Consider the following 25,966-nt stretch of genomic DNA (forward strand, 5'->3'; position numbering starts at 1 on the left):
CAAATGGGCCCGCGTCTGGAATGGACGCGGGGGGAAGGTGGCTCATTGTCCGGAGTCACGCGGCTACTGTAGAGAACCAGGACGATCACTCACAATGGGTGTTCATATACGATTCAGAAGTGGTACTGGTCACTCGATCAGGTGATCGAATCCGCTGGTATGCCGGGGTATGTGAACGACCTGTGGGTGCCCGAAGGGCCTTGATCCGCTGCCTGGGTGCTCTCCGGGCAACTTCTGGAGGGTTACAAATCGGCCAGGCGTTCGCTACCCTCTGCTCCTGCAGTGTGAGGTGTGGACCACCGATGTAGTGAGAGCAGGACATGCGAAAAGGCTCTCCGCACACGTCGGCTACTAGCCGGCGGAGGGTGGCCTCGGCCGAACGGACCAAGAGATCGACCACGTGCGGGGACCGAACGTCATGCCAGACCTGAACCGATTCCGCGCCCGAGGCGACGGGCAGCCGCACCGGGAAGTCGATCTTTTCACTCGAAAGGGTGTAACAGTTCGGGCCGCGGTCCAGACCACTCAGGTGGCGGATTACCTGCCGGGAGCGTGCGCGTAGTGGCCACGAGCACGGCAGGTTCGGAATCAACGGGCCCCTCGGGCCCGGACGGTGGTGCGGCGGTGCCGAACGAAGACACCGCGGGGGCAGGGGAGGCCTCCGCTCAGGAGAACGCGGGGACCGCGCAGCAGCGGTCCTGGCTCGCGCTCGGCAACTGGCGGCTGAGGTCCAAGCTCGCGCTCATTCTCCTCATACCCACGATCACCGCGCTGGTGCTCGGTGTCCTGCGCGTGGTCGACGACGTGCGGTCGGCGATCGAGCTCAACCACACCGCCAACCAGGTCGCCTTCGCCGAGAAGGTCACCGCGGTGGTGCACGACCTGCAGCGCGAGCGCGCGCTGGCCGTGGTCCGGATCTCCTCGGCCGACCCGCTGCGCCAGACCGGCCTCGACGCGCAGATGGCGAAGGTCGACCGCGACGTCGACGACCTGCGCAACGCCGCGGTCAACCTCGAGAGCGACGACCAGGCCGCCAGCGACCGGTACGCGCACGGCCTCCAGCGCCTCGACGCGCTGCGCCCGCTGCGCGCGGCGATGACCACGTCGGCCTACTCCGACCGCGCGGTGCTCGACACCTACTCCTCGGTGCTCGACTCGCTGATCCAGCTCGGCCGCGAGGTCTCCACCGCGACCACCGACCGCGACCTGCTCCGCCTCGGCACGAGCACGCAGTCGATCAGCGAGGCGAAGGAGTTCATCCTCCGCGGCGACTCCGCGCTGCAGATCGCCGCGTTCCGCGACAACTTCCCGGGCAACCTGATCGACGAGACCCGGGCCGCCGAGGCCAGCGGCGACGCGTCGATCACCGCCTTCCTCGCCAACGCCACCGGCGACCAGGTCCAGCTCTACAACGACACCTACTCCGGACCCGAGGTCGACGAGCGTCGGCGATTGCAGACACAGGGGTTCTCCTTCGCCCAGCAAGGCCAGCCGCTCAACCTCGACGGCACCAAGCTCGGCCAGGACTCCACCGTCGCCGCCGACAAACTGCGCGCGGTCGAGGTCAATCTGCTGACCCAGCTGCGCGCGCAGGCCGACGAACTGGCCAGCAACGCGGTGCGCTCGGCGTGGGTCGGCGGCGTCATCGTCCTCGCCGCGCTGGTCGCCGCGCTGATGCTGATGCTCGTCATCGCCCGCCTGATGCTGCGCCCGCTGCGGGTGCTGCGGAAGACCGCGCTGGACGTCGCCTACACCCGGCTGCCGGAAACCGTGCAGGCCATCCTGGACGACCCGGACCCCGTCAACGCCTCGAAGAAGGCGGTCGACCCGGTCCCGGTCCTCACCCGCGACGAGATCGGCGAAGTGGCGCGCTCGTTCGACGTGGTGCACGAGCAGGCGGTCAAGATGGCCGCCGAACAGGCATTGCTGCGCGAGAACGTCAACGGCATCTTCGTGAACCTCTCCCGGCGGTCGCAGCGGCTGGTGGAACGCCAGCTCGGCGTGATCGACCGGCTCGAGGCCGACGAGCAGGACCCGGACCATCTCGCGAGCCTGTTCGAACTCGACCACCTGGCCACCCGGTTGCGCCGGAACGGCGAATCGCTGCTGGTGCTTTCGGGCGCGGGCCTCGCGAAGTCGGTGCCGAAGCCGGTGCCGGCGGGCGACGTGATCGGCGCGGCGGTGTCGGAGATCGAGCAGTACGCCCGCATCGAGATCGGCATCGTGCCCGAGGTAGCGGTGCAGGGCCTCGCGATCCACGACCTCGTGCACGTGCTCGCGGAACTGCTCGACAACGCGACGTACTTCTCCGAACCGGAAACCAAGATCACCGTCCGCGCGGTCATCACGCGCAAGAAGGCGCTGGCGATCCAGGTGACCGACCACGGCGTCGGGATGAGCGAGGAGCGTCTCGCCGAGGTCAACGAGCGCCTCGCCGACCCGCCGGACCTGGACGTGTCGGTGACCCGCCGGATGGGTCTGTACGTGGTCGCCCGGCTGGCCCAGCGGCACGGCATCGAGGTGCGGCTGCGCGAGAACGAGGACATCGAGGGCGGCGTGATCGCCCGCGTCGTGGTCCCGGTCGAGCTGCTCACCCAGGTCCGGACGGTTCCGCCGATGATGCGGAACACCCCGCCGCCGCCGAACCGCAACGAGGTTTCGCACCCGAGCCTCCCGCCGCTGAACCGCGACCCGGAGCCGCCGAACCCGCTTCCGCTCGCGCCGCCGCCCGCGGCCGCCGAGCTGACCGAGGCGATGGGTTCGACCGGCGGTGCGTCGGAGAACGGCGGTCTGGTTCCGCTCGACCAGCCGATCAGCCTCGACGACCTCGTCGCGGGCAACCGCGCGGCCGGTCCGTTCCTCAGCCCGGCGACGCCTGCCTCGGAAGCGCCGGCGTGGCCGACCGCGGAGGACCTCGCCCCGCTCACTCGCGAGTCGTACGGCGAGGGCGCGAGCCTGGCGCAGACCGAATTCCCGCCGCTGGTGCTGCCGAAGCGGGAGCCGAAGTACGTCGCGCCGGAAGCGCCGAAGGAACAGCCGTCCGCCGAGTCGGACGGTTCCGCCGCGCTCGAGGACGACGTGCCCACCCGGCGGCTGCCGATCTACCAGTCGGTGCTGTCGCGCTGGTTCAGCGAGGGCGAGGACGGCGAGAACGGCGCGGGAACTCCTCAAACCGCGACGCCGGAACCGGAAGCCGCCGAGACTTCCGCGGCTCCGGAGGCCCCCGCGGCTCCGGCCGAGCCGGAGGAGACCAGGGCCGCCGCCGAGCCCGAGCAGCGGCCCGCGGCGCTCGAATCGACGCCGCTCTACCCCGGTTCCGACGAGCCGGAGGACGACAGCTGGCACAGCGTCTCCGACGAGGGCTGGCAGGCGGCGCAGTCGCTGCTCGAATCCAAGAACGAGGAGATGACGTCCGCCGGGCTGCCCAAGCGCGTGCCCAACGCGTACCTGGTTCCGGGCTCGATCGGCAACGCGCCGGAACCGGCGCAGCAGAACTCGTTCACCGACACGACCGCCGGAATGCCCGGAACGGGTGCGATGGCCCGCTCGGCGACGGCTGCCCGCAGCCGGATGGCAAGCTTCCAGCGTGGGTACAAGTCCGGTAGGCACGCACTGAAGGAGCGGCCGCCGGACGCCCGGCTCGACGACGGAGTTCGCGTCACCGGGGCCGGGTATGTGAGCGACAGCAGTGAGGAGCGAGAGTGACACGGGCGGGAGTGCAGCCGGGAGGCGGCTCGGTGCAGCCGAACGGCAGGCAAGCCGGCGGCGGGGCGAGCAGCTTCGCGTGGCTGATCACGGACTTCGTCCACCGGGTGCCCGGTGCGGCGCACGCGGTGGTCGTCTCGGCCGACGGTCTGCTGCTCGCGTCTTCGCGCGGGCTGCCGAAGGACCGGGCGGACCAGTTGGCGGCCGTCGCCTCGGGGCTGACCAGCCTCGCGCGCGGAGCGGCGAAGGTGTTCGAGGGCGGCCCGGTCGCGCAGACCGTGGTCGAGATGGCGAACGGATTCCTCTTCTTGATGTCGGTGTCCGACGGCTCGTGCCTCGCGGTGCTGGGCTCGCCGGAGAGCGACATCGGCTTGGTGGTGTACGAGATGACTCTGCTGGTCGAACGGGTCGGCCAGCAGCTGACACCGGAGATGCGGGCACAACTGCAGGGCGCTGCGGTCCGTCGCTAGGCGGACCTAGGACTACAGGAGTAAACCGTGGACGACGGGCGCTTGCGCGGCGATGGCCGGCTCGGTGACGAGCACACCGGGGGCTGGGGCGATCGAGACCAGAGCCGGGAGGACTGGAAGTCCTTCCGGGACCGGGTCGACCGCGAATGGCGTTCGAGGGACGTCCAAGCCGCGGATTCCGAGCCGGTGCGCGAACCGCCGAACTGGCTGACCGATTCCAACGCCGGGCAGCAGCCGGGCATCACCGCGGTGCCCGGGTACCGCGAGCGGTTGCTCGGCGGGCCCGGTTCGGAGCTGTTCGGCGGGGCGAGCGGACCGCTGTACGACTCGGCCGAGTTCGCCGCGTTCAGCGCCGAACGGGACGGGTCGCCGGGACCGTCTTCGAACGAGCTGGCCGCCGCGCTGCCGATGCAGGCGGCGGGCGAGTACGTGGACGAGCCCGCCGAGGTGGAGACCTCCGGGCTGGTCCGGCCTTACTTCCGCACCCGCGGTCGCACGAAGCCGACCTACGACCTCGCGATCGAGGCGCTGGTCTCGACGAGCGAGCAGGGCCGGGTGCTTGACCGCGTCCGCGTGCCGGAGCACCGGTCGATCTGCGACCTGTGCCTCGACACCCGGTCGGTCGCCGAGGTGGCCGCGCTGCTGCGGCTGCCGCTCGGCGTGGTGCGGGTGCTGATTGGTGACGTGGCGGGCCTCGGCCTGGTGCTCGTGCACACGAGCAGCAGCACGAATTCGGGCGACCGCCCCAGTATCGAGTTCATGGAAAGGGTGCTCAGTGGGCTTCGGAGAATTTGACTCCGACGCGAACACACCGCATACGGGTCCGACCTCGTCGGCCAAGATCGTGGTCGCGGGTGGGTTCGGTTCGGGCAAGACGACTATGGTCGGGGCGATCTCCGAGATCGACCCGCTGACCACCGAGGCCATGATGACCGAGGCCAGCGTGGGCCACGACGACGTGTCGGCGACGCCGAACAAGTCGACGACCACGGTGGCGATGGACTTCGGCCGGATCTCGCTCGACTCCGACCTGGTGCTGTACGTGTTCGGCACGCCGGGCCAGCACCGGTTCTGGTTCATGTGGGACGACCTCGCCGTCGGCGCGATCGGTGCGGTCGTGCTCGTGGACACGCGGCGGCTCGCGGACGCGTTCCCGTCGATCGACTTCTTCGAGAACCGGAAGCTGCCTTACGTCGTGGCGATCAACTGCTTCGACCGGCTGCTGCACCACCAGATCGAAGACGTGCGGCACGCGCTCACCATCTCGCCGTCGGTGCCGATCATGGCGTGCGACGCGCGGGAGCGGGAATCGGCGAAGCAGGTGCTGATCTCCGTCGTGCAGCACGCGATCGCGCACGACACGGCTTTACGGGCGGGCTAATCCCGCTCGCGGTCCCCGCCGCCGTCTGCGAAGGAGGCGTACGCCGACTCCCAGATTCCCGTTACACCCCGGCTCGGGTGCGGCCGTTGGAGTGAACTCCGCGCGCTTCACCCGCTTCGGGGAGTGGTGCCTCCGAGTGGCGCAGACTGAGTAGTCCTGCCCCCTCGCGGCCGAGGCCGACCGCCCCTGATCGGGGCGTCGGACCGGCGGTGACCTGCACGGACATCCCGCTGCGCACGGTGGCCGCCGCCACCACCGAGTGACCCGCGAATGCGTGGTTGTGCATGCGTTCGCGCGACGTTACATCCGGCAGACACGTACCGTGCCCGGGCACACGCTCGACACGACCGGGTGCGTGAATACGCTGGAACGACGACTTCACCGCGGCCGGGCGAAGATGGCCGGCAGGCGGTGAACGGGCGTCCGGCAGCGTTCGAGGAGCTTGGAGGGGCAGTGACCGATTCCGACCGGCCAGCGGACCAGGGCACGTTCAGCTGGCTGATCTCGGATTTCGTGCGCCGGGTCCCGGGTGCGGCGCACGCGGTGCTGGTGTCGGCGGACGGACTGATGCTCGCGCCTTCGGAAGGGTTGCCGCAGGAGCGCGCCGAACAGCTTTCGGCGGTGGCGTCCGGGCTGATCAGCCTGACCCAGGGCGCGGCGCGGTGCTTCGAGGCGGGCGGCGTGAACCAGACCGTGGTCGAGATGGAACGCGGGTACCTGTTCCTGATGTCGGTCTCGGACGGGTCCTGCCTCGCGGTGCTCGCCGCGCCGACGTGCGACATCGGGACGGTGGCCTACGAGATGACCCTGCTGGTCGAGCGGGTCGGCGAGCAGATCACGCCGGAACTGCGCGCGCAGCTGCAGGGCGGCGGGGTGCTGGGGTAGCCGATGAAGATCTCGGGATTCGGAGACCAGGACACGGGCGCCTGGGACGCCCTCCACAAAGGCACGGAGCGGGAGTCGTTCGACTCGCCGAGCCGGTACGACATGAGTTCGCTGAGCATGCGGTTGCCGCATCGGCAGCCGCGGCCCACGCCTCCGCCGCCTGCCGCTCGGCGGCCGGAGCCCGCGCCTCGTCCGGCTCCCGCGCCGGCACCTGTCCCGCGTCCGGTGCAGCAGGCGGTCGCCCCGCGTCCGGTGGCTCCGCCTCCTCCTCCGGTTCAGGAGGAGAACTGGGACGACGGCTACGAATGGGTCGAGGACGGCGAATCCGGTTATTGGGAGGAGCCCCAGCAGAGCCAGCGCTGGGAAGAGCCGCCGCCCCCGCCTAGCCGCCCCGCGGCGCACGACCCGTACTCGTTCGACGAGTACGCCGGTTCGCCCGGCGCGGAGGACCGCGTGGTGCCGGAAGGCTCGGCGTACCAACGCCACCACGTCGAGCAGGCCACCCGCAGCAGGCACGCGCTGGCCGAAGAGCCCGAGGACCGGTACTCGTACTCCGATCCCGGCCCGGCCTCCGGAGTGTCCGAATTGGACCGGTTCTGGTCCGCCGAGGAGCCCGCGCAGCCTGAACCGGAACCGCCTGCCCAGCCGACGAAATCGCGAGTGCGGCCGTACGCGCGAACCCGCGGCCGGACTCGCTCAGACCACAACCTCGCGCTCGAAGCCCTGGTCTCCACGAGCGACGAGGGCCGCCGCTATCGCGGGGTGCGGTCGATCGAGCACCGGCGGATCTGCGATCTGTGCCTGGACACCCGGTCGGTCGCCGAGATCGCCGCGCACCTGCACCTGCCGCTCGGCGTGGTGAAGGTGCTGGTGGGCGATATGGCCGACATCGGGCTCGTGATGCTGCACCAGACCGATCTGGTACTGGGGGACCGGTCGTCGAGGGAGTTCATGGAGCGGGTGTTGCAGGGGCTTCGCAACCTCTGATTGCTGGCGGGTCAGTCCTCGACCAGCGCGGCAGAAGTGATGCGGTGCAACGGATACCGCTCGTGGTTAGCGCCCTCCAGCACTCCACCGCCGACCCGCAGCGGACGCACCACGCGCTGGCTCGCCGTCCCACGCGAGTCGACGAAACCGATCCACACCTCGCGCTGCTCAAGCGTCGCGCGGGACAGCAGATCCAACGTCGCCGTCGTGTCCGCACCGCCGCCACCGGGCGCGCGCACCGTGGAACCCCGACGCCGCGCCGAAGCCTGGTCTCCCGCGCGCAGATTCGACACGATCCGCGTCGCCTGGTCGTCGGTCAGCACCGCCTGCTCGCCGGGTCGTGCCCGAGCCGCGCGGGCGCGGGCAGGCAGCCGACGTCCGGTGGGCCGCAGGTCGACCACCCGGCCATCCGGGCCCTCCGCCGCAGGCGCGAAACCCGCGCCGCGTAAGGCTTCCAGCACCTCCGCCAAGGGCGCGGAGCTGATCAGCACCGTCGGCGCGATCAGGCGCAGGTCGTATTCCGTGGCCACTGGATGCGCGAGAACCTCGGCGAGCAGCGCCTCGTCGTCGCAGCGCAAGAAGGATCCCGCGGTGCCGCCGCGCAATCGGCCGTGGCGGCGGGCGACGTCGTCGATCAGATACGTGAGGCCTTGCGGCACAGGCGTCGCCGACTTGTTGCGGAACATCGCGTGCAGTTCGTCCGCGGTCCGTCCGGTGTCGAGCGCGCGCCGCACCGACTGCTCGGTGACGCGGTAAACCGTTGCGTGCCCGGCGGATTCGACATCCGCGACCGCGGCCATGTCCGCCGCCAGTTCCGGCTCCAGCGGGCCTGGCGCGACGACCGTCAGGTCTGCCTGCACGAGCACGTGGTCGACCGGGGCGGGCATTGCGTCGTGCATTGCCTCGACCGCACCGGAGCGGTCGTCTTCCAGCAGCAACCGGGTGGCGGTGGTGAGGGCGCCGAGGCCGACGAGACCAAGCGCGGTCGCCTCGGCCATCGTCCAGCGGACGGTCTCGTCGCGGAGCCGGCCACCTCGCCGAGGCGCGCGCCAGGCCAGTACGGCCACCAGCTCGTCAGTGCTTTTCACGCCTGCGCCAGGGTTCAGTGTCGCCAACGCACTGAGCACGCGATGCCGCGAAACCGGTGCCAGCGGTCGTCGCAGCTCCTCGGACAACGGCGCGATCGGCTTGTCTTTCGCGTCCCGGCCACCGGCGAGACCGGGCAGCCGCGGCAATTCCAGCCACGCTTGCGCGAGCGTCATCCACCGCTGCACCGACGGCGACGCGAGCCAGCTGTCGGTGAGCATGGTCGGCACATACTCGGGGGCGGTGTTTTCGCTGTCCGCAACGAGTCCCGCGCCGACGACCAGCTCGGCGAGCAGCGTCGCCCGCGTCTCGTCGACTTCGAGATCCTTGGCGACCTTCTTGAGCTCGCGCACGCCGAGCCCGCCCGCCTTGAGCACCGGCGGCGGGGAATCCGACCACATCCGCAGCAGGGATTCCGTCTGCCGCAACAACTCCATCGCCTCGCCGGCCGCCGTTTGGTCCACAGTGTCCGTCCGATGTGGATGGACGGGCAGCTCCGGCTCGACCAGCGTGTCCGGTTCGAAGGCGAGGCCGCCGCGTAGCAAAAGGCCGAGTTCGCGGGGAAGTTCGACAGTCTGGTCGTCACGGCGCAGCAGCAGGCCGCGCGCGAGGAGTTTCTGCACCGGCGTGGCCGCGTCGGACAGGCTCACGTCGAAGCTCGCGTCGCGGGTGCGGCCGATCGGCGGCCCGGCGGCCAGCGCGGTGAGCACCGCCCGCTCGTCCTCGCCGACTTCCGCGAGCCGCGCGTCGATGTCGGTGGCGGCCAGCGCGGGCGACGGTGCGCCGAGCCCGGCCGGGAACGGACCGAGGGCGTCACGGGCCGCGGGCGGTACCCGCAGCTCGTCGTCGGCGCCCCAGACGAGCGCCCGTGCCCGCAGCCGGGCGAGTGGTTCGCTGACGTCGCGGCCGATCAGCGCCGTCACCGCGGACACCGGCGTCGGCTCGACGTCCGCGCCGGCGACCAGCAGCGCATCGATCACCGCGAGGGTGAATGTGTCGAGGTCTTCGCAGGCGCGAGCGACCGACCCCGGAGTGCCCGCGCGCGTGGCGAGCACCGTGGTGTCGGACGGAGGAGGGGTGGACAAATCGCGACGTGTGCGCAGCAGCTCGGCGAGTGCGTCGTCGGACTCCGCACGCAGCCAGTCCGCCAGAGAGGTCGCGGGCATAGACACCCAGGATACCGGGCGGGTGCGCGCGCATGAGGAGTGTTCGGGCAGACTGTGGTCGAGTTTGCCGGACGAGGGCCTCGGAGGAAGCAGTGGCGAAGGGCGACAAGCAGAGCAAGGGCATCGACCCGACGTGGCCGGGCGAGCCGGGCGAGCACCCGGTCACCGAGCTGTCCTCGGACCGGCAGGGAGCGCTTTCGCCGTTCGGCGACCTGACCTTCCCGCTCGAGCAGGTGCCTTACGTGCACCCGGAGACCGAGATCAACCGCTGACCTGCGGACCGGGTTCGGGAGCGCCGCGAGCCGCGGCGCCCCGGGCCTGAAGTTACTGGTCAGTCACCCGGTTGGGGTGTGGTGGCGCGGGTCACCGGACTAGATTCGAGCCGTCCCAACCCACTCCACCAGCGGGGAGTACGTGTCATGCCGGTTCCCGGTCCCGGGTATTCGATCACCGTCCGGGTCGAGGCCCCGGCCTCGTCCACGGCCGCGGGCGATCTCACCACCGCGGTCGGCCGCGTCGGCGGCGTGCTGACGGCGTTCGACGTCGTCGAGTCGCACGCGGACACCATCGTGATCGACATCAGCGCCAACGCGCTGTCGGAAAACCACGCGCAGGACATCACCGCGGCGCTCGACTCGCTGCCGGGCGTGCGCGTGCGCAAGGTCTCGGACCGGACGTTCCTGATCCACCTCGGCGGCAAGATCGAGGTCAGCCCCAAGGTCGCGCTCCGCAACCGTGACGACCTCTCCCGCGCGTACACCCCGGGCGTCGCGCGCGTGTGCCAGGCGATCGCCGCGAACCCCGAGGACGCGCGCCGGCTGACCATCAAGCGCAACACCGTCGCGGTGCTCACCGACGGTTCCGCGGTGCTCGGCCTCGGCAACATCGGCCCGGCCGCCGCGCTGCCGGTGATGGAGGGCAAGGCGGCGCTGTTCAAGAAGTTCGCCGACGTCGACGCGTGGCCGGTCTGCCTGGACACCCAGGACACCGAAGAGATCATCATGATCGCGAAGGCGCTCGCGCCGGTGTACGCGGGCATCAACCTCGAGGACATCGCCGCGCCGCGCTGCTTCGAGATCGAGAAGCGGCTGCGCGAGCAGCTGGACATCCCGGTCTTCCACGACGACCAGCACGGCACCGCGATCGTCGTGGTCGCCGCGCTGCGCAACGCGCTGCGCGTGGTCGGGAAGAACATCGAGGACTGCAAGATCGTGGTCAGCGGCGTCGGCGCGGCCGGTTCCGCGATCATCCGCCTGCTGCTGCGCAAGAACCCGGGCGACATCGTGGCCGCCGACATCGACGGCATCGTCCACCCCGAGCGCGGCAATCTCGACGACAACCTCACGTGGATCGCCGAGCACACGAACAAGGACCGCCAGTCCGGCACGCTGCACGACGCGCTGGTCGGCGCGGACGTCTTCGTCGGCGTTTCGGCTCCGAACCTCTTCGGCGCGGAGCAGGTCGCCACGATGAACGACGACGCGGTCGTCTTCGCGCTGGCCAACCCGGATCCGGAGATCGACCCGCTGGAGGCGCAGAAGCACGCCGCGGTCGTCGCCACCGGCCGCAGCGACTTCCCGAACCAGATCAACAACGTGCTGGCGTTCCCCGGCGTCTTCCGCGGCCTGCTCGACGCCGCCGCGCACAACATCGACGACAACATGCTGCTGGCCGCCTCCGACGCGATCGCCGACGTGGTGGACAACGGCAAGCTCAACGCGTCGTTCATCGTGCCGAGCGTGTTCGACAGCGCGGTGGCCCCGGCGGTCGCGGAAGCGGTGCGCAACGCGGTGCGGGCGGAACGCGGGCAGTAGCCTCGCGGGCGTGAGTGAACTCAGCCACGTCGACGAATCCGGCGCTGCCCGGATGGTCGATGTTTCCGGCAAGACGGCGTCCGCGCGCACCGCGCTCGCCGGCGGGACCGTCCACACCACGGCGGAGGTCGTCGGCCTGCTTTCGGCCAACGGCCTTCCCAAAGGCGACGCGCTGGCGACCGCGCGGATCGCCGGGATCATGGGCGCCAAACGGGTGCCCGAGCTGATTCCGTTGTGCCACCAGATCGCGCTGTCCGGGGTCAAGGTGGAGTTCGAATTGGACGGTGCCGCCGTCCACATCAGCGCGACGGCCAAAACCAAGGACGTCACCGGCGTCGAGATGGAGGCGCTCACCGCCGTCGCGGTCGCCGGGCTGACGCTGCACGACATGATCAAGGCTGTCGATCCGGCCGCGACGCTCGACAACGTGCGGCTGCTGCGCAAGGACGGCGGCAAGACCGGGACCTGGGAGCGGCCATGACCAAGACCGCCGACGGACTCTCTCCCGCGGAGGCGGCCATGAACACCGCGCGCGTCATCGTCGCGTCCAACCGCGCCGCCCGAGGCGTCTACGAGGACAAGACCGGCCCGGTGCTCGTCGCCTGGCTGGCCGAGCGGGGCTACGACGTGCCGCCACCGGTCGTCGTCGAGGACGGCGACCCGGTGGGCGTCGCGCTGCGGGCCGCGGTGGCCGACGGCGTCCAGGTGATCCTGACGACCGGCGGCACCGGCATCTCGCCGACCGACCGGACCCCGGACGTCACCCGCGCGGTGCTGGATTACGAGCTGCCGGGCGTCGCGGACGCGATCCGCGCGGCCGGGCTGCCGAAGGTGCCCACAGCGGTGCTGTCGCGCGGTGTGGCCGGAGTGGCGGGCCGGACCCTCGTCGTGAACCTTCCGGGGTCGAGCGGCGGCGTGAAGGACGGTCTGCGGGTTCTGGAGGACATCCTCGGCCACGCGGTGGACCAGCTCGCCGGTGGAGACCATCCGCGCGAGGCGGCGAAGGCCGGCCCGGCGGTCCGGATCCTGCGGGCGGACGTGAGCGACCAGCCGCTGTCGGTCGAGGAGCACGCGCAGCTGGTGGAGGACGACGCGGCGGGTGCTGTGGTCACGTTCTCCGGCGTAGTCCGCGACCACGACGGCGGTAAGGGCGTGCGCGATCTGACCTACGAGGGCCATCCGACGGCGGGCGACGTGCTCGCTGAGGTGGTCAACGACCTCGCGGCGCGCTGGAAGGGCGTGCGGGCGGTGGCGGTGAGCCATCGCGTCGGGGCGCTGGCGATCGGTGACGTCGCGCTCGCCTGCGCGGTCGCCGCCGAGCACCGCGGCCAGGCGTTCACCGCCTGTGCGGAACTGGTGGACGAGGTGAAGGCGCGGCTTCCGGTGTGGAAGCACCAGCACTTCACCGACGGCACCGACGAATGGGTCAACTCGCCCTGACACCCCTCGTGAGTGTTCGTGCCGGTTCTGACCGGCACGAACACTCACGAGGCCGGACACGACGAAGGGCCCCACCGCCAGGGGATTTGACGCGGTGGGGCCCTTCGGGCGTTCTGTCACAGCAGAGGCTGCGCCGGAACCTGCCTCACGAGGAGGCCGGGATTCACTTGGTGGCGAGCTTCTGGCCGACCACGATGAAGTTCGCGTTCGACACGTACTTCTTGTTCAGGTCCTGCAGCTTCTGGAAGCCGCCCTGGATGTTGTGCTCCTTGGCGATCTTCGAGAGCGTGTCGCCAGCCTTGACGGTGTAGTCACCGTCCGGGTTGGAGTTCGCCACGAGCGCGGCCACCGGCTGGGTGACCTGCTTCTTCGGGGCGTCGCTCTTCGGGGTCGCCTTCTTGGCGGTGCTCTTCTTCGGGGTCGCCTTGTGCGCGGAGGCCGAGCTGCCGGCCTTCTTGCTGCACACCGGCCACGCGCCGGGGCCCTGGCCCTGCATGACGCGCTCGGCGACAGCGATCTGCTGGTCGCGCGAAGCGCCCTGCGGGCTGCCGGTGCCGCCGTAGGCCTTCCAGGTGCTCTGGGTGAACTGGAGGCCGCCGTAGTAGCCGTTGCCAGTGTTGGTGTTCCAGTTGCCGCCGCTCTCGCACTGTGCGATGGCGTCCCAGTTGGTCGCCGACGCGGGGGTCGCGGCGATCGCGAGGGGGGCGCCAACCGCGATACCCGCGACTGCGACACGGGCGATGGTGCGGGTGGCAGCGGACATCTTGCGGTGCTTGCCTCGGTAAGACATCTGAAAACTTCTCGATTCCTGCGCCTACGAGCTTGATGCTGCGGGTCGGGTTGGGAGCCCGTCCGCCCGTTGCCGGGCGGCTGACGCGGACGTCGCACGACGCGCCGTCTTCGTCCCCTCGTCTCTGTCCGGAAATGCTTTCGCTCGGGGTATGGGTCCGGGGATCCGTTGGACAGAGCTGGGCGCTACGGATTCCCGGTGTTGCTTGGTCGGTCGGGGCCAACCGAAAAGCGACGGTACGTAATTCCGAGCGTGATCGGAAATCATTCGAGGTGTGACCTACGTCACAGTAACGGCACGCAACCTCGCTCGATCCGCCTGTTTTCGCAGGTCAGAGCGCCGTTATCTGGCCGTTTTCTAGCCGAGATATTTCACGGATCGTGAGGCTTGGGTCACGTCGATAACGCGTCAAGGGGCCATTCGCAGCAGATAAGAGCGGGCACTCTAAACCACTCGTCAACCGTCGGCCACTGCCCGCGGAGTGGTTCTTTGAGCTGCGCAAATACGCCGTGAGCGAAACACTTCGGAGCGTAGGGATAAAGAGCAATGACCGCTCAGCGCGCCAGTGCCGCCATTCACCGTGGTCCGGACCAATCGGCCGGGAACGGCGGCTCGGCCGGTCAGTGCGGCGCTCAGCCGGGTGCACGGGGGCTTGCTGGGGGCTCACCCGCCGGCGAACGGCGGGAGGACGTCCAGGTGGGAGCCGTCACTGAGCGCGCGGCCGCGATCGCGGACCGCCACCTCGTTGACCAGGAAGCTCGCCGCGTCGAGAACGCGGGAAAGTTGCCCGGGGTGCAGCTCGCGCAGCGCCTGGACGGCGTCCGCCACCGTCGCGCCTGCCGCCAGCTCCACCTTTTCCTCCTCGGTGCCCGCCGCGGCCCGCGCCGAGGCGAAGTACCGGACCACCGCTGTCACCGGGGAAGGAGAAGGAGAGGTCATGGCTCAGCCGCCGATCGCGCTCATCGGCCGGATCGGCTGCGCGAAGCCGGCCTCGTTGATCTCGTGGCCCGCGAGCTTGCGCCACATCGTGTCGCGCCACGCGTCCGCCACCTCCTCATCGCGCGCGCCCGCGCGCACGAGGGAACGCAGGTCCGTCTCGTTGTTCGAGAACAGGCAGGAGCGGACGGCTCCGTCGGCGGTCAGCCGGGTGCGCTCGCAGGCGGAGCAGAACGGCCTGGTCACCGACGCGATCACGCCCACGTCGCCCGGCCCGCCGTCAACCAGCCAGCGCTCAGCGGGCGCACCGCCGCGGGGAGCGGGGAACGGGCTGAGGGTGAAGGCCTCGCCGAGCATCGCGAGGATCTCCTCGGCGGTGATCATGTCGCGGCGGTTCCAGCCGTGCTGGGCGTCCAGCGGCATCTGCTCGATGAACCGCAGGTGGTAGCCCTCTTCGAGGCAGAACCGCAGCAGCGGGACCGCCTCGTGCTCGTTGTAGCCGCGCATCAGCACCGAGTTGATCTTCACCGGCGACAGCCCGGCGTCGCGGGCGGCGGCGAGGCCGGCCAGCACGTGCGGCAGCCGGTCGCGGCGGGTCAGTTCGGCGAAGCGCTCGCGGTCGATGGTGTCCAGCGAGACGTTGATCCGGTCGAGTCCGGCCGAGACGAGGCCGGGGGCGCGCTTGGCCAGCCCGATCCCGTTGGTGGTCATGGAGACCCGGGGGCGCGGTTCGAGCGCGGTGATCCGCTCGACGATCTGTTCCAGGCCCGGGCGCAGCAGCGGTTCGCCGCCGGTGAGCCGGATGTCGGTGACGCCGAGCATCTCCACCGCGATCCGCATGAGCCGGACCAGCTCGTCGTCGGTGAGGACCTGGTCGCTGGGCATCCAGTCGAGACCCTCGGCCGGCATGCAGTACGTGCAGCGGAGATTGCACCGGTCGGTGAGCGAGACCCGCAGGTCGGTCGCGACACGGCCGAAGGAATCGACAAGGCCGGGGTGCTCGGGCCGGGGCGTGCCGGACGGGCCTCGGTTGCCGGGGACGCGAGGAAACCCGAGATGTACTGCTGTCATTACTCTCAGGATAGCTTGCGGCGTCGGAAAAGGCAGTCTTGCGAAAACCCTGGAAACCACTCTCGGTTCCGATGTGGAGGCACTCGGTGAGCACCGCTGAGACGAATAGTGAGCTGACTCACTTCGCGGCGCTGGCGGCACAGCTGCGTACGCACACCGTCCTCCGGCACGCTCGCGACGCCGCGCTCGAAGGGCTTTCGGCGACCGAACTGCAAGCTCTCGAACTCGCCGGGCAAGCCGCGGATTTCCTTACCCCGGGCCGAATCGGGCAGCTCACCGGCTTGTCGACGGGTGCGGTGACCGGCGTCCTCGACCGGCTGGAGAAGGCCGGTCTGGTGCTGCGCGAACGCGACCGGACCGATCGCCGGAAGGTGCTCGTGGCGATCACCGAGGCCGGTCGCGAACGGCTCGGCGCGATCTCCGGACGGGAGCTGGAGCGTCTCGCCGGGGTGCTCGCGGAGTTCACTTCCGCAGAACGGAAAGTCCTCGGGCGTTATCAGTTCGCAATGCTCGAAGCGTTACGCGAAAATGCGCATCCCGCATAGCTTTTCCGCATCTGCGGGGATAATGTTCCGGCCATGCCGCAATTTCGGTTGTCCGAGGCCGCTCGGCTGCTCGGCGTAAGCGACGACACCGTCCGCCGGTGGGTTCGCGCGGGTCAGTTGACCGCGACGGACGACGCCGCCGGGCGCAAGGTCGTCGACGGCGCTCAGCTCGCCGGGTTCGCGCGGGCCCAAGCGTCCGAGCCGGACGACCCGTCGGCCGTCGGCCGCTCCGCCCGCAACCGCTTCGTCGGGCTTGTCACCGAAGTCATCGCCGACAAGGTGATGGCGCAGGTCGAACTGCAGTGCGGGGCGCACCGAGTGGTGTCACTGATGAGCACCGAGGCGGTCCGCGAACTCGGGCTGCGCCCGGGCGTGCTCGCGGTCGCCGTGGTCAAGGCGACCACCGTCGTGGTGGAAACCCCGGAAGGATCCAGATGAAGAAGCTCGCCCTCGCCGTCGCCGGAACCGCGGCGATCGCGTTGGCCGCCAGTGCCTGCAGCTCTGGCGACCAGCCCAGCTCCAACCCGGGTGCGGGTTCGGCGTCCGCGCCCGCTCCGGGAGGCGGCACGCTGACGGTGTTCGCTGCGGCCTCGCTCACCGAGTCCTTCAACGTGCTCGGCAAGCAGTTCGAGGCCGCGCACCCGGGCGTCAAGGTCACCTTCGACTACGAGGGTTCCTCGGCGCTCGTGCAGAAGCTGGACAACGGGGCCAAGGCGGACGTGTTCGCCTCGGCGGACCAGAAGAACATGGACAAGGCCGTGCAGGACGGCGTGATCGACGGCCAGCCGACCGTCTTCGCCACCAACAAGCTCGCGATCGCCGTGGCCAAGGGGAATCCGAAGGGCATCAAGACCTTCGCTGACTTGACCAAGCCCGGCTTGAACGTGGTCGTGTGCGCGCAGCAGGTGCCGTGCGGCGCGGCCACGCAGAAGGTCGAGCAGAGCACCAAGACCACGCTCAAGCCGGTGAGCGAGGAGACGAACGTCAAGCAGGTGCTGGCCAAGGTCCAGTCGGGCGACGCCGACGCCGGTCTGGTGTACGTCACGGACGCGACGTCGGCCGCGGGCAAAGTGGACAGGGTCGACTTCCCGGAGTCCTCGGGCGCGGTGAACCAGTACCCGATCGCGGTGGTGAAGAACGCCCCGCAGGCGGCGCTGGCGAAGCAGTTCAGCGACTTCATCCTTGGCACTGAGGGTAAGGCCGAACTGGCCAAGATCGGGTTCGGCCCTGGCAAGTAAGGCGGGCGCGGCGGCCGAGACCCGGCCGCCGCACGCCCGGGTGCCCCTGATCCTCTGGTTCCCGGCGGTCGCCGCGCTCGCGCTCGTGGTGCTGCCGGTCGTCGGCCTGCTGGTGCGGTCCGATCTCGCCCGGCTGCCGTCGCTGCTGGTCACGTCCTCTTCGCTGAACGCGCTCCGGCTGTCGCTGGTGACCGCCGCACTGTCCACAGTGGCCTGTGTGCTGCTCGGCGTCCCGCTGGCGATCGTGCTGGCCCGCTCCCGGGTGCCGGGCGTGCGGATGCTGCGGTCGATCGTGCTGCTGCCGCTCGTGCTGCCGCCGGTCGTCGGCGGCCTTGCCCTGCTGTATCTGCTGGGCCGCAAGGGTTTCCTCGGCATCGTGATCAACTGGCTGATCGGCGAGCAGGTGCCGTTCACGACGGCCGCGGTGGTGATCGCGCAGACGTTCGTGGCGATGCCGTTCCTCGTCGTCAGCCTGGAGGGCGCGCTGCGCGGCTCCGGCGACCGCTACGAACAGGTCGCCTCGACGCTCGGCGCGCGCCCGTGGACGGTGTTCCGCCGGGTGACGCTGCCGTTGCTGCTCCCGGCGCTGGGCTCCGGCGTGGTGCTGAGCTTCGCCCGCGCGCTCGGGGAGTTCGGCGCGACCATCACGTTCGCGGGCAGTCTGGAAGGTGTCACCCGGACGCTGCCGCTCGAGGTCTACACGCAGGCCGAAGTGGACATCGACAGCGCGGTCGCGCTCGCGTTGCTGCTCATCGTGGTCGCGGTCCTGGTCATCGCGGTCGCGCGGCCGCGGTCGTGGGAAGGCGGGCTGCGGTGACCCTTTCCGCGAAGCTGGCGCTGACCCGCGGCGAGTTCTCGCTCGACGTCGAGTTCACCGTGCCCGGCGGTTCCGTGCTCGCGCTGCTCGGACCCAACGGCTCCGGGAAGTCCACCGTGCTCGGCAGCCTCGCCGGTCTGCTGCCGGTGACCTCGGCCGACGTCACGCTCGCCGACCGGCGGCTGGCCGGGGACGGGGTCGACCTGCCGCCGCACGAACGGCGGATCGGCCTGCTGTCCCAGGACGCACTGCTGTTCCCGCATCTGTCCGCAGTGGACAACGTCGCGTTCTCGCCGCGCTCGACCGGTACCGGCCGGGCGGAGGCGCGGTCGCTCGCCTGGCGATGGCTGTCCGAAGTGGACGCGGCGGAGTTCGCGAGCCGGCGGCCGAGCCAGCTGTCCGGCGGGCAGCAGCAGCGGGTGGCGATCGCGCGAGCGCTGGCGTCCGCGCCGGACTTGCTGTTGCTGGACGAGCCGTTCGCCGCCCTCGACGTGGACTCGGCGCCGGCGATCCGCGGTCTGCTGCGCCGGGTGTTGCGCGACGGTCCGACCACCGTGCTGGTCACGCACGATCCGCTGGACGCGCTGGCCTTGGCCGACCACGTGGCGGTGATGAACGGCGGCCGGATCGTGGAACGCGGGCCGACGCGGGAGGTGCTCGCCGCGCCGAGAACGCCTTTCACCGCGCGGATCGCCGGGCTGAACCTGGTGTCCGGAGTGGCGGTGGCGGAAGGATTGCGCACGCCCTCAGGCGAGGTGGTGACGGGTTTGCTGACGCCGGACACCGTGGTCGGCGAGGCGGCGGTCGCGGTGTTCGAGCCGAACGCCGTCGCGGTCTATCCGCACGACGGCGAGCACCACGGCAGCCCGCGCAATACGACCGACGCTCTCGTCGGGGCGCTGGAACCGCACGGACCGGTCATCCGCGTCCGGACTGAGGGCGACGGCTGGGCACACGGCCTGACCGCCGACCTCACCCCGGCCGCGGTCGCCGAACTCGCGCTGGAGCCCGGCTCGGCGGTGACGCTGTCGGTGAAGGCCGCGACCGTGGCGGTGCACCCGGCCGCGGCCTCCTGACCTTCGCCGTCCCCATGAGGTTTCTCCGCAGCCGTTGGGTGCGGCCCTGCTCGGACAGAGGTCCGTGAAGGACTCCTTGAGGGAACCAGATTCCCTCAAGGAGTCCTTCACGGACGTCCGCAGTGCCGGGCCTGTCGGTGGAGGCCGCGACCGACCCGGCCGCGGCCTCCTGAGCCGAGCACCCCCCACGTGCGCTCGGCTCCCGGCTCAGCCGCCGTGGTGGTGGCCGCCGCCCGGGTGGACGTGGAACTTCGCCACCTCGGGCGGGTGCACGACGAACGGCCGCATCATTCCCTCGTCCTCGTGGTCGAGGATGTGGCAGTGGTACATGAACTCGCCGGTGCCGCCGCCGAACTGGCCGGCGACGCTCACCCACTGGCCGGGTTCCACGATGATCGTGTCCTTCCAGCCCTCCTCGTACTTCTCCAGCGGGACGTCGGCGAACCCGTCGATCGGCGTGGTGGTGCGTTCCGAAGCCGGGTCGAACGTCGTGGTGAAGCCGCGTCGGAAGAGCGCCTGGAATTCGGTCAGGTGAATGTGGAACGGATGCGCGGGCGTGCTGCCGGCGACGTGCACGATGTTCCACACCGCCCACTTGTCGTGGTCGATGAAGATGCCGGTGGTGTCGTCGAAGATCCGCCCGATCATCCGGAACGTCTTGAGCCCGCCCGCCGGGTCCTTGATCTGGATGATCCCCTTGCCGCCCGGATCGGCGTCGACCTGTTCGAGGTCCCACATCTCCGGATGCCCGTCCGCGTTGAGCAGCAGCGCGACCCAGACGTGGTGGTGGTCCTCCGGCAGCGTCGAACCGTGCTTGATCCGGACGTAGGACGTCGAGAGCTTTTCGGGCAGTTCGAACGAATCGTGCTTCGGTCGGCTGTCCACCCGGAACTCCATGACGTCCGGTTCGACCCCGTCGAGGCGCGGATCGGCGTTGCGCAGCTTGACTTTCTGCCCCTTGAAGCGGCTGAAGTCGATCAGCACGTCGAAGCGCTCGGCGGGCGCGACGGTCAGCCCGCCGGACGGCAGCGGCGCGGGCGCGGGCAGCAACCCGCCGTCGGTGCCGATGAGGCGGACGGCGTCGTTGTGCGGCACGTTGTTCTCGTCGACCAGGTTCAGCGTGAAGAACCGCGAGTTGGCCGAGTTGAGCAGCCGGAAGCGGTACCACCGCGCGGAAACGTCGAGGTGCGGCCAGATCACGCCGTTGACCAGAGTGAACGGGCCGGTGAACGGGATCATCGGCCCGTTCGGCACGTACGGGAACTTGTACAGCAGCTGCCCGGTGAGCTGGCCGGTCGCCGGGTCGACGTCGAGGTTGCGGTCGGTCAGGATGAGCGGGAGCTCGCGATCGCCGCGCGGCAGGTCGAGTCCGTCCTCCTCGTCGTCGCGGATCAGGTACATGCCGGCCAGGCCCGTGTGGACGTTGAAGCGGGTGATCGCCATGGCGTGGTCGTGGTACCAGAGCGGCATGGCCTGCTGCCGGTTCTGGTACTCGGCGAGCTGCGAGGTGCCCCGCAGGCCGGCGTTGTGCGCCCAGCCGTCGTTGCCCGCGTTGGTCCGGGCCCCGTGCAGGTGGACGACGGCCCAGGCGGGCAGGTCCGCGACGCCGTCGACGATCGAGTAGCCGGGCCGGTCGAGCTCGCGGCCGGGGCGGCTGGTCGGCCCGTCGGCCACCGGACCCCGCACGGCGACCAACGGGAACTTGCCTTCTATTTCGTTGGACCACGAAATCCGCAGCTGTTTGCCGCTGCGCACTTCGATTGTCGGACCCGGGAAATGCCCCGCATAAGTCCACAATGTCGTCGGCGGCAATTGCGAATGCAGCTGCTGCTGTTTCGCCACCATCGGAATGGTGATCATGTCCTGTCCCCACCACGGCGGCCGCAGCACCGGGGGCACTGGCAACGGGTCGAGGAACTTGGTCAACCCCCAGGTAGGACCGGTGATCGGCCCCGTGACCGCCGGACGTTCGGCGATTTCGGTCATGTGCTTTCCCCCCTTCAAGACGAGGGGCAGGAAGAATTGCGCAACGGCGATTACACCGGTGCTTGCTGAAAAGATTCCCCCGAACCCCCTCGGTGACCGGGAGCGCGACTCCCCTCGCGTTGCCCGGCAATTCCACTGTAGCTGTTTTCGTCGTATGCCGCAGGTGCCTCGCGCGCGTGATAGGTTTTCGCGCATGAGCGAAGGCCGGTGGACGTATCTCTCCGACATGGACGGTGTGCTGGTCAAGGAGGAACATCTGGTCCCGGGAGCGGACGAGTTCCTCGCCGAACTGCGGAACAACGATATCGACTTTTTAGTGCTCACCAATAACTCGATCTACACCCCGCGCGACTTGCGCGCGCGGTTGTTGCGCACCGGATTGGACATTCCGGAAGAGTCCATCTGGACCTCGGCGCTGGCCACCGCGAAGTTCCTCGCGTCGCAGCGGCCGAACGGCTCGGCGTTCGTGATCGGCGAGGCCGGGCTCACCACGGCGCTGCACGAGGTCGGCTACGTGCTGACCGAACGCGACCCGGACTACGTCGTGCTCGGCGAGACCCGCACGTACAGCTTCAGCGCGATCACGCGCGCGATCCGGCTGATCGAGGGCGGCGCGAAGTTCATCGCGACCAACCCGGACGCGACCGGCCCGAGCGTCGAGGGCTCGATGCCCGCCACCGGGTCCGTCGCGGCGCTGATCGAGAAGGCCACCGGCCGCTCGCCGTATTACGTCGGCAAGCCGAACCCGCTGATGATGCGCTCGGCGCTGCGCCGGCTGGGCGCGCATTCGGAGTCGACGCTCATGATCGGCGACCGGATGGACACCGACGTGCACTCCGGGATCGAGGCCGGGCTGCAGACCATCCTGGTGCTCACCGGCATCTCGAACGAGGAATCGGTGGAGAACTACCCGTACCGGCCGACGAAGGTGATCGGCTCGGTCGCCGACCTGATCGGGCGAACGCTCGACCCGTTCGGCGAAGGCTGACCGCCCACCGCCCGGGATCAGGGCATATCGTCGAACGATGAGCGTCTATGTGGTGGGCGACGTCCACGGGCACCGGGACGCCCTGGTTGACGCACTGCGCGCCGAGGGCCTGGTCGACAGCGACGGCAAGTGGGCTGGCGTCGACGACCGGTTGTGGTTCCTCGGCGACTTCACCGACCGCGGCCCGGACGGCGTCGGGGTGATCGATCTCGTGCGCGAACTGCAGGAGCAGGCGGAGGCCGCGGGCGGTTCGGTGCAGATGCTGCTCGGCAACCACGAGATCCTGCTGCTCGGGATGTACCACTTCGGCGACCGCCCGGTGCCGTCCGACTTCGGGCCGCGCAGTTTCGCGCGCAGCTGGGAGATCAACGGCGGCCTGCTGTCGGACCAGGACCGGCTCACCCCCGAGCACATCGAATGGCTCTCCGAGCGCCCGCTCGTGGCGGTCGACGAGGACCATCTGCTGCTGCACTCGGACACCCTCGAGTACCTCGACTGGGGCGAGGACCTCGAGACGATCAACGCCACCGCGCGCGACATCCTCTCCGGCAGCAACATCGAGGCCTGGTGGGACGTGTGGCGCCGGATGACCACCCGGTACGCCTTCCGCGGCCCGGACGGCGAGGAGAACGCGGACCGGCTCCTCGACGCACTGGGCGGCTCGCGGATCGTCCACGGGCACAGCGTGATCGCCGACCAGCTGGGCATTCACCCGACGCAGATCGAGGGCCCGTACCTCTACGCCGGCGGAAAAGCGCTGGGCATCGACGGCGGGCTGTTCGTCGGCGGGCCGTGCCTCGTGGTGAAGCTGCCCTTCGAACCGGAGGATTAGTCCGCCGGGGCGTACCGCAGTTCGAGAATCCCGGACGGGAAGGCTGTGCTCTTCACCAGTCGCAGCCGCCGGGCCTCGTCCAGTTCGGGGAATAGCGCCGCGCCCTTGCCGGTGACGGCGGGGAGCACCCACAGCCGGTACTCGTCGACCACGCCGAGCTTGATCAGCGAGTGCAGGAATTCGGTGCCGCCCGCGGCGACGAGATCCTTGCCGGGCTCGGCCTTGAGCTTGGCGATCTCCTCGGCGAGGTCGCCGCCGGCGATCCGGGTCTCGGACCAGTCGGCCTTGGCGAGGGTTCTGGAGAACACGACCTTGGGGATCTCGTTCATCGCCTTGGCGGACGGGTGGTCGGAGGTGGGCCAGAAGCCCGCCATGGCCTCGTAAGTGGTGCGGCCCATGAGGAAGGCCCCGGCTTCCCAGAGCTGGTCGACGAAGTATCTCTCCTGCTCAGGGTCGTCGATCGACATCATGACGTCCCGGATGCCGTTGTCGGCGTCGGCGCTCTTGCCGTCGAGCGAGACGTAGAAACCCAGGACCAGCTTGCGCTTCGCGTTTGTCATGCGGCCTAGCCTGCTGCCGATGGTTTGAGTTGTCAAGACAAAATTATTTTTCGGTTGGATGTGCCGCGGCAGCGCTCGGGGTGAACCAGGTCGCGACCCGGTTCACCCCGTGGGCGTCAAGCGGAAGCCGGGATCAGGAGTCCACGATCTCCTTGCCCAGCGGCATCAGCGAGATCGGGATCATCTTGAAGTTGGCCAGTCCCAGCGGGATGCCGATGATCGTGATGCACTGCAGCGCCCCGGTGATCAGGTGGCCGATGCTGAGCCACAGCCCGGCGACCAGGAACCAGATCACGTTGCCCACGAACGAGCCGACCCCGGCCTCGCGCCGGTCGACCACCGTGCGGCCGAACGGCCACAGCGCGTAGTTAGCGATCCGGAACGACGCGATGCCGAACGGGATCGTGACGATCAGGACGCAGCAGATGACTCCGGCCAGCAGGTAGCCCAGCGCCATCCAGAAACCGGCGAGGACGAGCCAGATCACGTTGAGAATCAGTCGCATCAGACGTACAACTCCCCGCTCGCTACGGTGACGGCCTGGCCGCGCAGCAGCACGCGGTCGTCGCGGACTTCGGTGCGCACGGTTCCTCCTCGGGCGGAGATCTGCTGTCCGACGAGAGCGGTTTTGCCCAGCTGCCCGGCCCAGTACGGGGCCAGCGAGCAGTGCGCGGAACCGGTGACGGGATCCTCGTCGACGCCTACGCCGGGGCCGAAGAACCGGCTGACGAAGTCGTCGCCCGCCGCGGTGATGATGAGCCGTCCGGTCCAGGTGGCGCGGAGGGCGTCGAGGTCCGGCTGTGCGTTCTGGACCGCTTCGGCGCTTTCGAGCACCACGAAAAGGTTCTCGCGAGCCCGTCCGGTGAACTTCGCCGGCAGGCCGAGGATGTGGGAGAGGTCTTCGCCGGTCTCGACGGGCGGGTCGGCGGGGAAGTCCATCTCGATCCAGCCGTCAGCCTTGGTGCAGGTCAGCTGGCCGCTGAGAGTGTCGTAAACCTGGTGTCCGCCAAGGACATGCGTGACGGCGACGGTGGCGTGTCCGCAGAGCGAGACCTCGTCGGTCGGCGTGAACCAGCGGAGCGATTTCGCTCCCTCGCCGGTGTTGACGACGAAGGCGGTCTCGGAGTGCTTCATCTCCGCCGCGACCTGCTGCATCCACGTTGCGTCCGCGGGTTGTTCGAGCACGACGACGCCTGCCGGGTTGCCGGCGAAGGCCTGGTCGGTGAAGGCGTCGACTAGGTGGAATTGCATGGATCCGATACTGCCGTGCCGCGCGGGGGCAAGGCATCGGGGATTAGCCCTGAATTCTCAGCGCACGCCCTCTTCGATGGTCTCCAGCAGCCATTTCCGCAGGTGTGTGCCCGTCGAAGGCGTGAAACGCAGCCGGAAGCCGCCGTCGGGCAACGGTTCCGAGAACGTCAGGTACCGCCCGCCTTCGGTGTCCACGAACGTCGCCGTCGAGATCGGGCGCAGCGTGCCTTGTCCTGGCCGCAGCGAAAGTTCGACGGTTCCGTGCCGGTGCAACGGCCACTGCGAGTACCCCGCCAGCGCGTCGCGATCCTGGCGCGAGGGAGCCGGCGCCGGTGCGTTGCGTTTCGGCGGCGGGGCTTGGGTGATCGCCACCGGCGAAACGGGCAGCGCCGGATACGGCGGGAACATGCTCAGCACCAGATCCACCAGCCGCTCCGGCCGGACCTGCCGGAAGCGAAGCCCGTCGTCGACCTGCTCCGAGAAGACGCCGAGACCCTCGCCGATGCACGCGCGATACAACACCGTGTCGGACGGCAGTTCGGCCGCGCGCACGATGATCAGCACGTCCGGCCTCGTCCAGGCGCGCAGGGTCGCTTCGACGTCCCGGTCGAGTTTCTCCGCGTCGGCGAGGCCCCGGCTCCGCAGCGCGTTCCACGCCTGCTCGGCCAGCCGGTTGTGCTCGGTCATCGTCGCGCCCGCGCTGCGGATCTCGAACGGATGCCACGACGCGGGCAGCCCGGTGCGCCGCACCGCCACGTCGGTCTCGGTCCAGCCCAGGGAGAATTCCTCTGGCAACGTCCCAGTCCCCTCGTGCACGAAACAACCCGCACCGAGGGTAGCGGAACGCGCACGACGATCAGCCGCTCGTGCGAGCGCACCCCATAACGAGGGTGGCGGAAAGGTCCGAAATCGAGCTTAAACTCATGCTCGTCGACGAAGACC

General features: G+C 69.6%; 26 protein-coding genes. 17 read left to right on the plus strand and 9 right to left on the minus strand.

All coding sequences use genetic code 11. The annotated features are described in order from the left end of the window. Window positions 1-624: 624 nt before the first annotated feature. The 6 genes from ACZ7OI_RS06885 to ACZ7OI_RS06910 all read left to right on the plus strand — a co-directional run bounded on the left by ACZ7OI_RS06885 (window position 625) and on the right by ACZ7OI_RS06910 (window position 7,428). Window positions 625-3,705, plus strand: a complete 3,081-nt coding sequence (locus ACZ7OI_RS06885) for a sensor histidine kinase (RefSeq protein ID WP_470263183.1) — start codon at window positions 625-627, stop codon at window positions 3,703-3,705. Further along, window positions 3,702-4,175, plus strand: a complete 474-nt coding sequence (locus tag ACZ7OI_RS06890) for a roadblock/LC7 domain-containing protein (protein ID WP_377870993.1) — start codon at window positions 3,702-3,704, stop codon at window positions 4,173-4,175. The genes ACZ7OI_RS06885 and ACZ7OI_RS06890 overlap by 4 nt, the downstream gene beginning before the upstream one ends. A 27-nt stretch (window positions 4,176-4,202) precedes the next feature. Continuing rightward, complete coding sequence (locus tag ACZ7OI_RS06895) at window positions 4,203-4,970, plus strand: DUF742 domain-containing protein (RefSeq protein WP_116204131.1); 768 nt, start codon at window positions 4,203-4,205, stop codon at window positions 4,968-4,970. Beyond that, window positions 4,951-5,556, plus strand: a complete 606-nt coding sequence (locus ACZ7OI_RS06900; RefSeq protein WP_116204130.1) for a GTP-binding protein — start codon at window positions 4,951-4,953, stop codon at window positions 5,554-5,556. Before ACZ7OI_RS06895 ends, ACZ7OI_RS06900 begins: the two co-directional genes overlap by 20 nt. A gap of 453 nt (window positions 5,557-6,009) precedes the next feature. Next, a complete protein-coding gene (locus ACZ7OI_RS06905; RefSeq protein WP_009083953.1) occupies window positions 6,010-6,441 on the plus strand; it encodes a roadblock/LC7 domain-containing protein in 432 nt (143 codons plus the stop codon). Window positions 6,442-6,444: 3 nt separating this feature from the next. Continuing rightward, complete coding sequence (locus ACZ7OI_RS06910; RefSeq protein WP_470263184.1) at window positions 6,445-7,428, plus strand: DUF742 domain-containing protein; 984 nt, start codon at window positions 6,445-6,447, stop codon at window positions 7,426-7,428. An 11-nt stretch (window positions 7,429-7,439) separates the two neighbouring features. Here the strand turns inward: ACZ7OI_RS06910 and ACZ7OI_RS06915 are convergent, their stop codons facing one another. Next, window positions 7,440-9,680 carry a helicase-associated domain-containing protein gene (locus tag ACZ7OI_RS06915; RefSeq protein ID WP_470263185.1) on the minus strand — a complete coding sequence of 747 codons (2,241 nt, stop codon included), beginning with the start codon at window positions 9,678-9,680 and terminating at the stop codon, window positions 7,440-7,442. A gap of 92 nt (window positions 9,681-9,772) precedes the next feature. On the opposite strand from ACZ7OI_RS06915, the gene ACZ7OI_RS06920 reads away from it, so the two are divergent. The 4 genes from ACZ7OI_RS06920 to ACZ7OI_RS06935 all read left to right on the plus strand — a co-directional run bounded on the left by ACZ7OI_RS06920 (window position 9,773) and on the right by ACZ7OI_RS06935 (window position 12,934). Next, the gene (locus ACZ7OI_RS06920; protein WP_037361511.1) at window positions 9,773-9,952 is read left to right on the plus strand and encodes a hypothetical protein; all 180 of its coding nucleotides are present in this window, start codon (window positions 9,773-9,775) and stop codon (window positions 9,950-9,952) included. A gap of 147 nt (window positions 9,953-10,099) precedes the next feature. Next, window positions 10,100-11,494, plus strand: a complete 1,395-nt coding sequence (locus ACZ7OI_RS06925; RefSeq protein ID WP_470263186.1) for an NAD-dependent malic enzyme — start codon at window positions 10,100-10,102, stop codon at window positions 11,492-11,494. A gap of 10 nt (window positions 11,495-11,504) precedes the next feature. After that, window positions 11,505-11,975, plus strand: a complete 471-nt coding sequence (moaC, locus tag ACZ7OI_RS06930; protein WP_116203502.1) for a cyclic pyranopterin monophosphate synthase MoaC — start codon at window positions 11,505-11,507, stop codon at window positions 11,973-11,975. Beyond that, window positions 11,972-12,934: a molybdenum cofactor biosynthesis protein MoaE gene (locus tag ACZ7OI_RS06935; RefSeq protein WP_470263187.1), complete on the plus strand. Its 963-nt coding sequence runs from the start codon at window positions 11,972-11,974 to the stop codon at window positions 12,932-12,934. Before moaC ends, ACZ7OI_RS06935 begins: the two co-directional genes overlap by 4 nt. Window positions 12,935-13,097: 163 nt before the next feature. On the opposite strand, the gene ACZ7OI_RS06940 is transcribed toward ACZ7OI_RS06935, so the two are convergent. The 3 genes from ACZ7OI_RS06940 to moaA form a co-directional block, all read right to left on the minus strand. Further along, window positions 13,098-13,724, minus strand: coding sequence for a transglycosylase family protein (locus ACZ7OI_RS06940; protein WP_470263188.1), 627 nt, complete (start codon window positions 13,722-13,724; stop codon window positions 13,098-13,100). Window positions 13,725-14,387: 663 nt separating this feature from the next. Further along, window positions 14,388-14,663 (minus strand): MoaD/ThiS family protein, encoded by a 276-nt coding sequence (locus ACZ7OI_RS06945; RefSeq protein WP_470263189.1) that lies wholly within the window; start codon window positions 14,661-14,663, stop codon window positions 14,388-14,390. Between the two features lie 3 nt (window positions 14,664-14,666). Beyond that, window positions 14,667-15,731 carry a GTP 3',8-cyclase MoaA gene (gene moaA / locus ACZ7OI_RS06950; protein ID WP_470263190.1) on the minus strand — a complete coding sequence of 355 codons (1,065 nt, stop codon included), beginning with the start codon at window positions 15,729-15,731 and terminating at the stop codon, window positions 14,667-14,669. Between the two features lie 86 nt (window positions 15,732-15,817). Here moaA and ACZ7OI_RS06955 point away from each other — a divergent pair, with 86 nt between their 5' ends. From ACZ7OI_RS06955 to ACZ7OI_RS06975, 5 genes are read left to right on the plus strand one after another with little or no spacing between them, the layout of a single operon-like run. Continuing rightward, complete coding sequence (locus ACZ7OI_RS06955; RefSeq protein WP_470263191.1) at window positions 15,818-16,276, plus strand: MarR family winged helix-turn-helix transcriptional regulator; 459 nt, start codon at window positions 15,818-15,820, stop codon at window positions 16,274-16,276. Between the two features lie 33 nt (window positions 16,277-16,309). After that, a complete protein-coding gene (locus ACZ7OI_RS06960; RefSeq protein WP_470263192.1) occupies window positions 16,310-16,714 on the plus strand; it encodes a TOBE domain-containing protein in 405 nt (134 codons plus the stop codon). Beyond that, the gene (modA, locus tag ACZ7OI_RS06965; protein ID WP_470263193.1) at window positions 16,711-17,514 is read left to right on the plus strand and encodes a molybdate ABC transporter substrate-binding protein; all 804 of its coding nucleotides are present in this window, start codon (window positions 16,711-16,713) and stop codon (window positions 17,512-17,514) included. Before ACZ7OI_RS06960 ends, modA begins: the two co-directional genes overlap by 4 nt. A gap of 49 nt (window positions 17,515-17,563) precedes the next feature. Next, entirely contained in the window at window positions 17,564-18,331 is a 768-nt protein-coding gene (locus ACZ7OI_RS06970) for an ABC transporter permease (protein WP_470263455.1), read from the plus strand. Next, complete coding sequence (locus tag ACZ7OI_RS06975) at window positions 18,328-19,407, plus strand: sulfate/molybdate ABC transporter ATP-binding protein (RefSeq protein ID WP_470263194.1); 1,080 nt, start codon at window positions 18,328-18,330, stop codon at window positions 19,405-19,407. The genes ACZ7OI_RS06970 and ACZ7OI_RS06975 overlap by 4 nt, the downstream gene beginning before the upstream one ends. Before the next feature lie 207 nt (window positions 19,408-19,614). On the opposite strand, the gene ACZ7OI_RS06980 is transcribed toward ACZ7OI_RS06975, so the two are convergent. Continuing rightward, the gene (locus ACZ7OI_RS06980) at window positions 19,615-21,393 is read right to left on the minus strand and encodes a multicopper oxidase domain-containing protein (RefSeq protein ID WP_470263195.1); all 1,779 of its coding nucleotides are present in this window, start codon (window positions 21,391-21,393) and stop codon (window positions 19,615-19,617) included. Between the two features lie 193 nt (window positions 21,394-21,586). Between ACZ7OI_RS06980 and ACZ7OI_RS06985 the strand changes: the two genes are divergently transcribed. Both ACZ7OI_RS06985 and ACZ7OI_RS06990 read left to right on the plus strand, forming a co-directional pair. Further along, a complete protein-coding gene (locus tag ACZ7OI_RS06985; protein WP_470232349.1) occupies window positions 21,587-22,381 on the plus strand; it encodes an HAD-IIA family hydrolase in 795 nt (264 codons plus the stop codon). A gap of 37 nt (window positions 22,382-22,418) precedes the next feature. Beyond that, window positions 22,419-23,213, plus strand: a complete 795-nt coding sequence (locus tag ACZ7OI_RS06990; RefSeq protein WP_470263196.1) for a metallophosphoesterase — start codon at window positions 22,419-22,421, stop codon at window positions 23,211-23,213. On the opposite strand, the gene ACZ7OI_RS06995 is transcribed toward ACZ7OI_RS06990, so the two are convergent. The 4 genes from ACZ7OI_RS06995 to ACZ7OI_RS07010 all read right to left on the minus strand — a co-directional run bounded on the left by ACZ7OI_RS06995 (window position 23,210) and on the right by ACZ7OI_RS07010 (window position 25,840). Further along, on the minus strand, window positions 23,210-23,773 hold the full coding sequence (locus ACZ7OI_RS06995) for a dihydrofolate reductase family protein (protein ID WP_470263197.1): 564 nt from the start codon (window positions 23,771-23,773) through the stop codon (window positions 23,210-23,212). The genes ACZ7OI_RS06990 and ACZ7OI_RS06995 overlap by 4 nt on opposite strands. Window positions 23,774-23,906: 133 nt before the next feature. Continuing rightward, complete coding sequence (locus tag ACZ7OI_RS07000; RefSeq protein ID WP_470263198.1) at window positions 23,907-24,278, minus strand: YccF domain-containing protein; 372 nt, start codon at window positions 24,276-24,278, stop codon at window positions 23,907-23,909. Then, a complete protein-coding gene (locus ACZ7OI_RS07005; RefSeq protein WP_470263199.1) occupies window positions 24,278-25,024 on the minus strand; it encodes a PhzF family phenazine biosynthesis protein in 747 nt (248 codons plus the stop codon). The genes ACZ7OI_RS07000 and ACZ7OI_RS07005 overlap by 1 nt, the downstream gene beginning before the upstream one ends. A gap of 57 nt (window positions 25,025-25,081) precedes the next feature. After that, on the minus strand, window positions 25,082-25,840 hold the full coding sequence (locus ACZ7OI_RS07010; protein WP_470263200.1) for an ESX secretion-associated protein EspG: 759 nt from the start codon (window positions 25,838-25,840) through the stop codon (window positions 25,082-25,084). Between the last annotated feature and the right edge of the window lie 126 nt (window positions 25,841-25,966).

This window comes from Amycolatopsis sp. NPDC114503 (assembly GCF_055633655.1).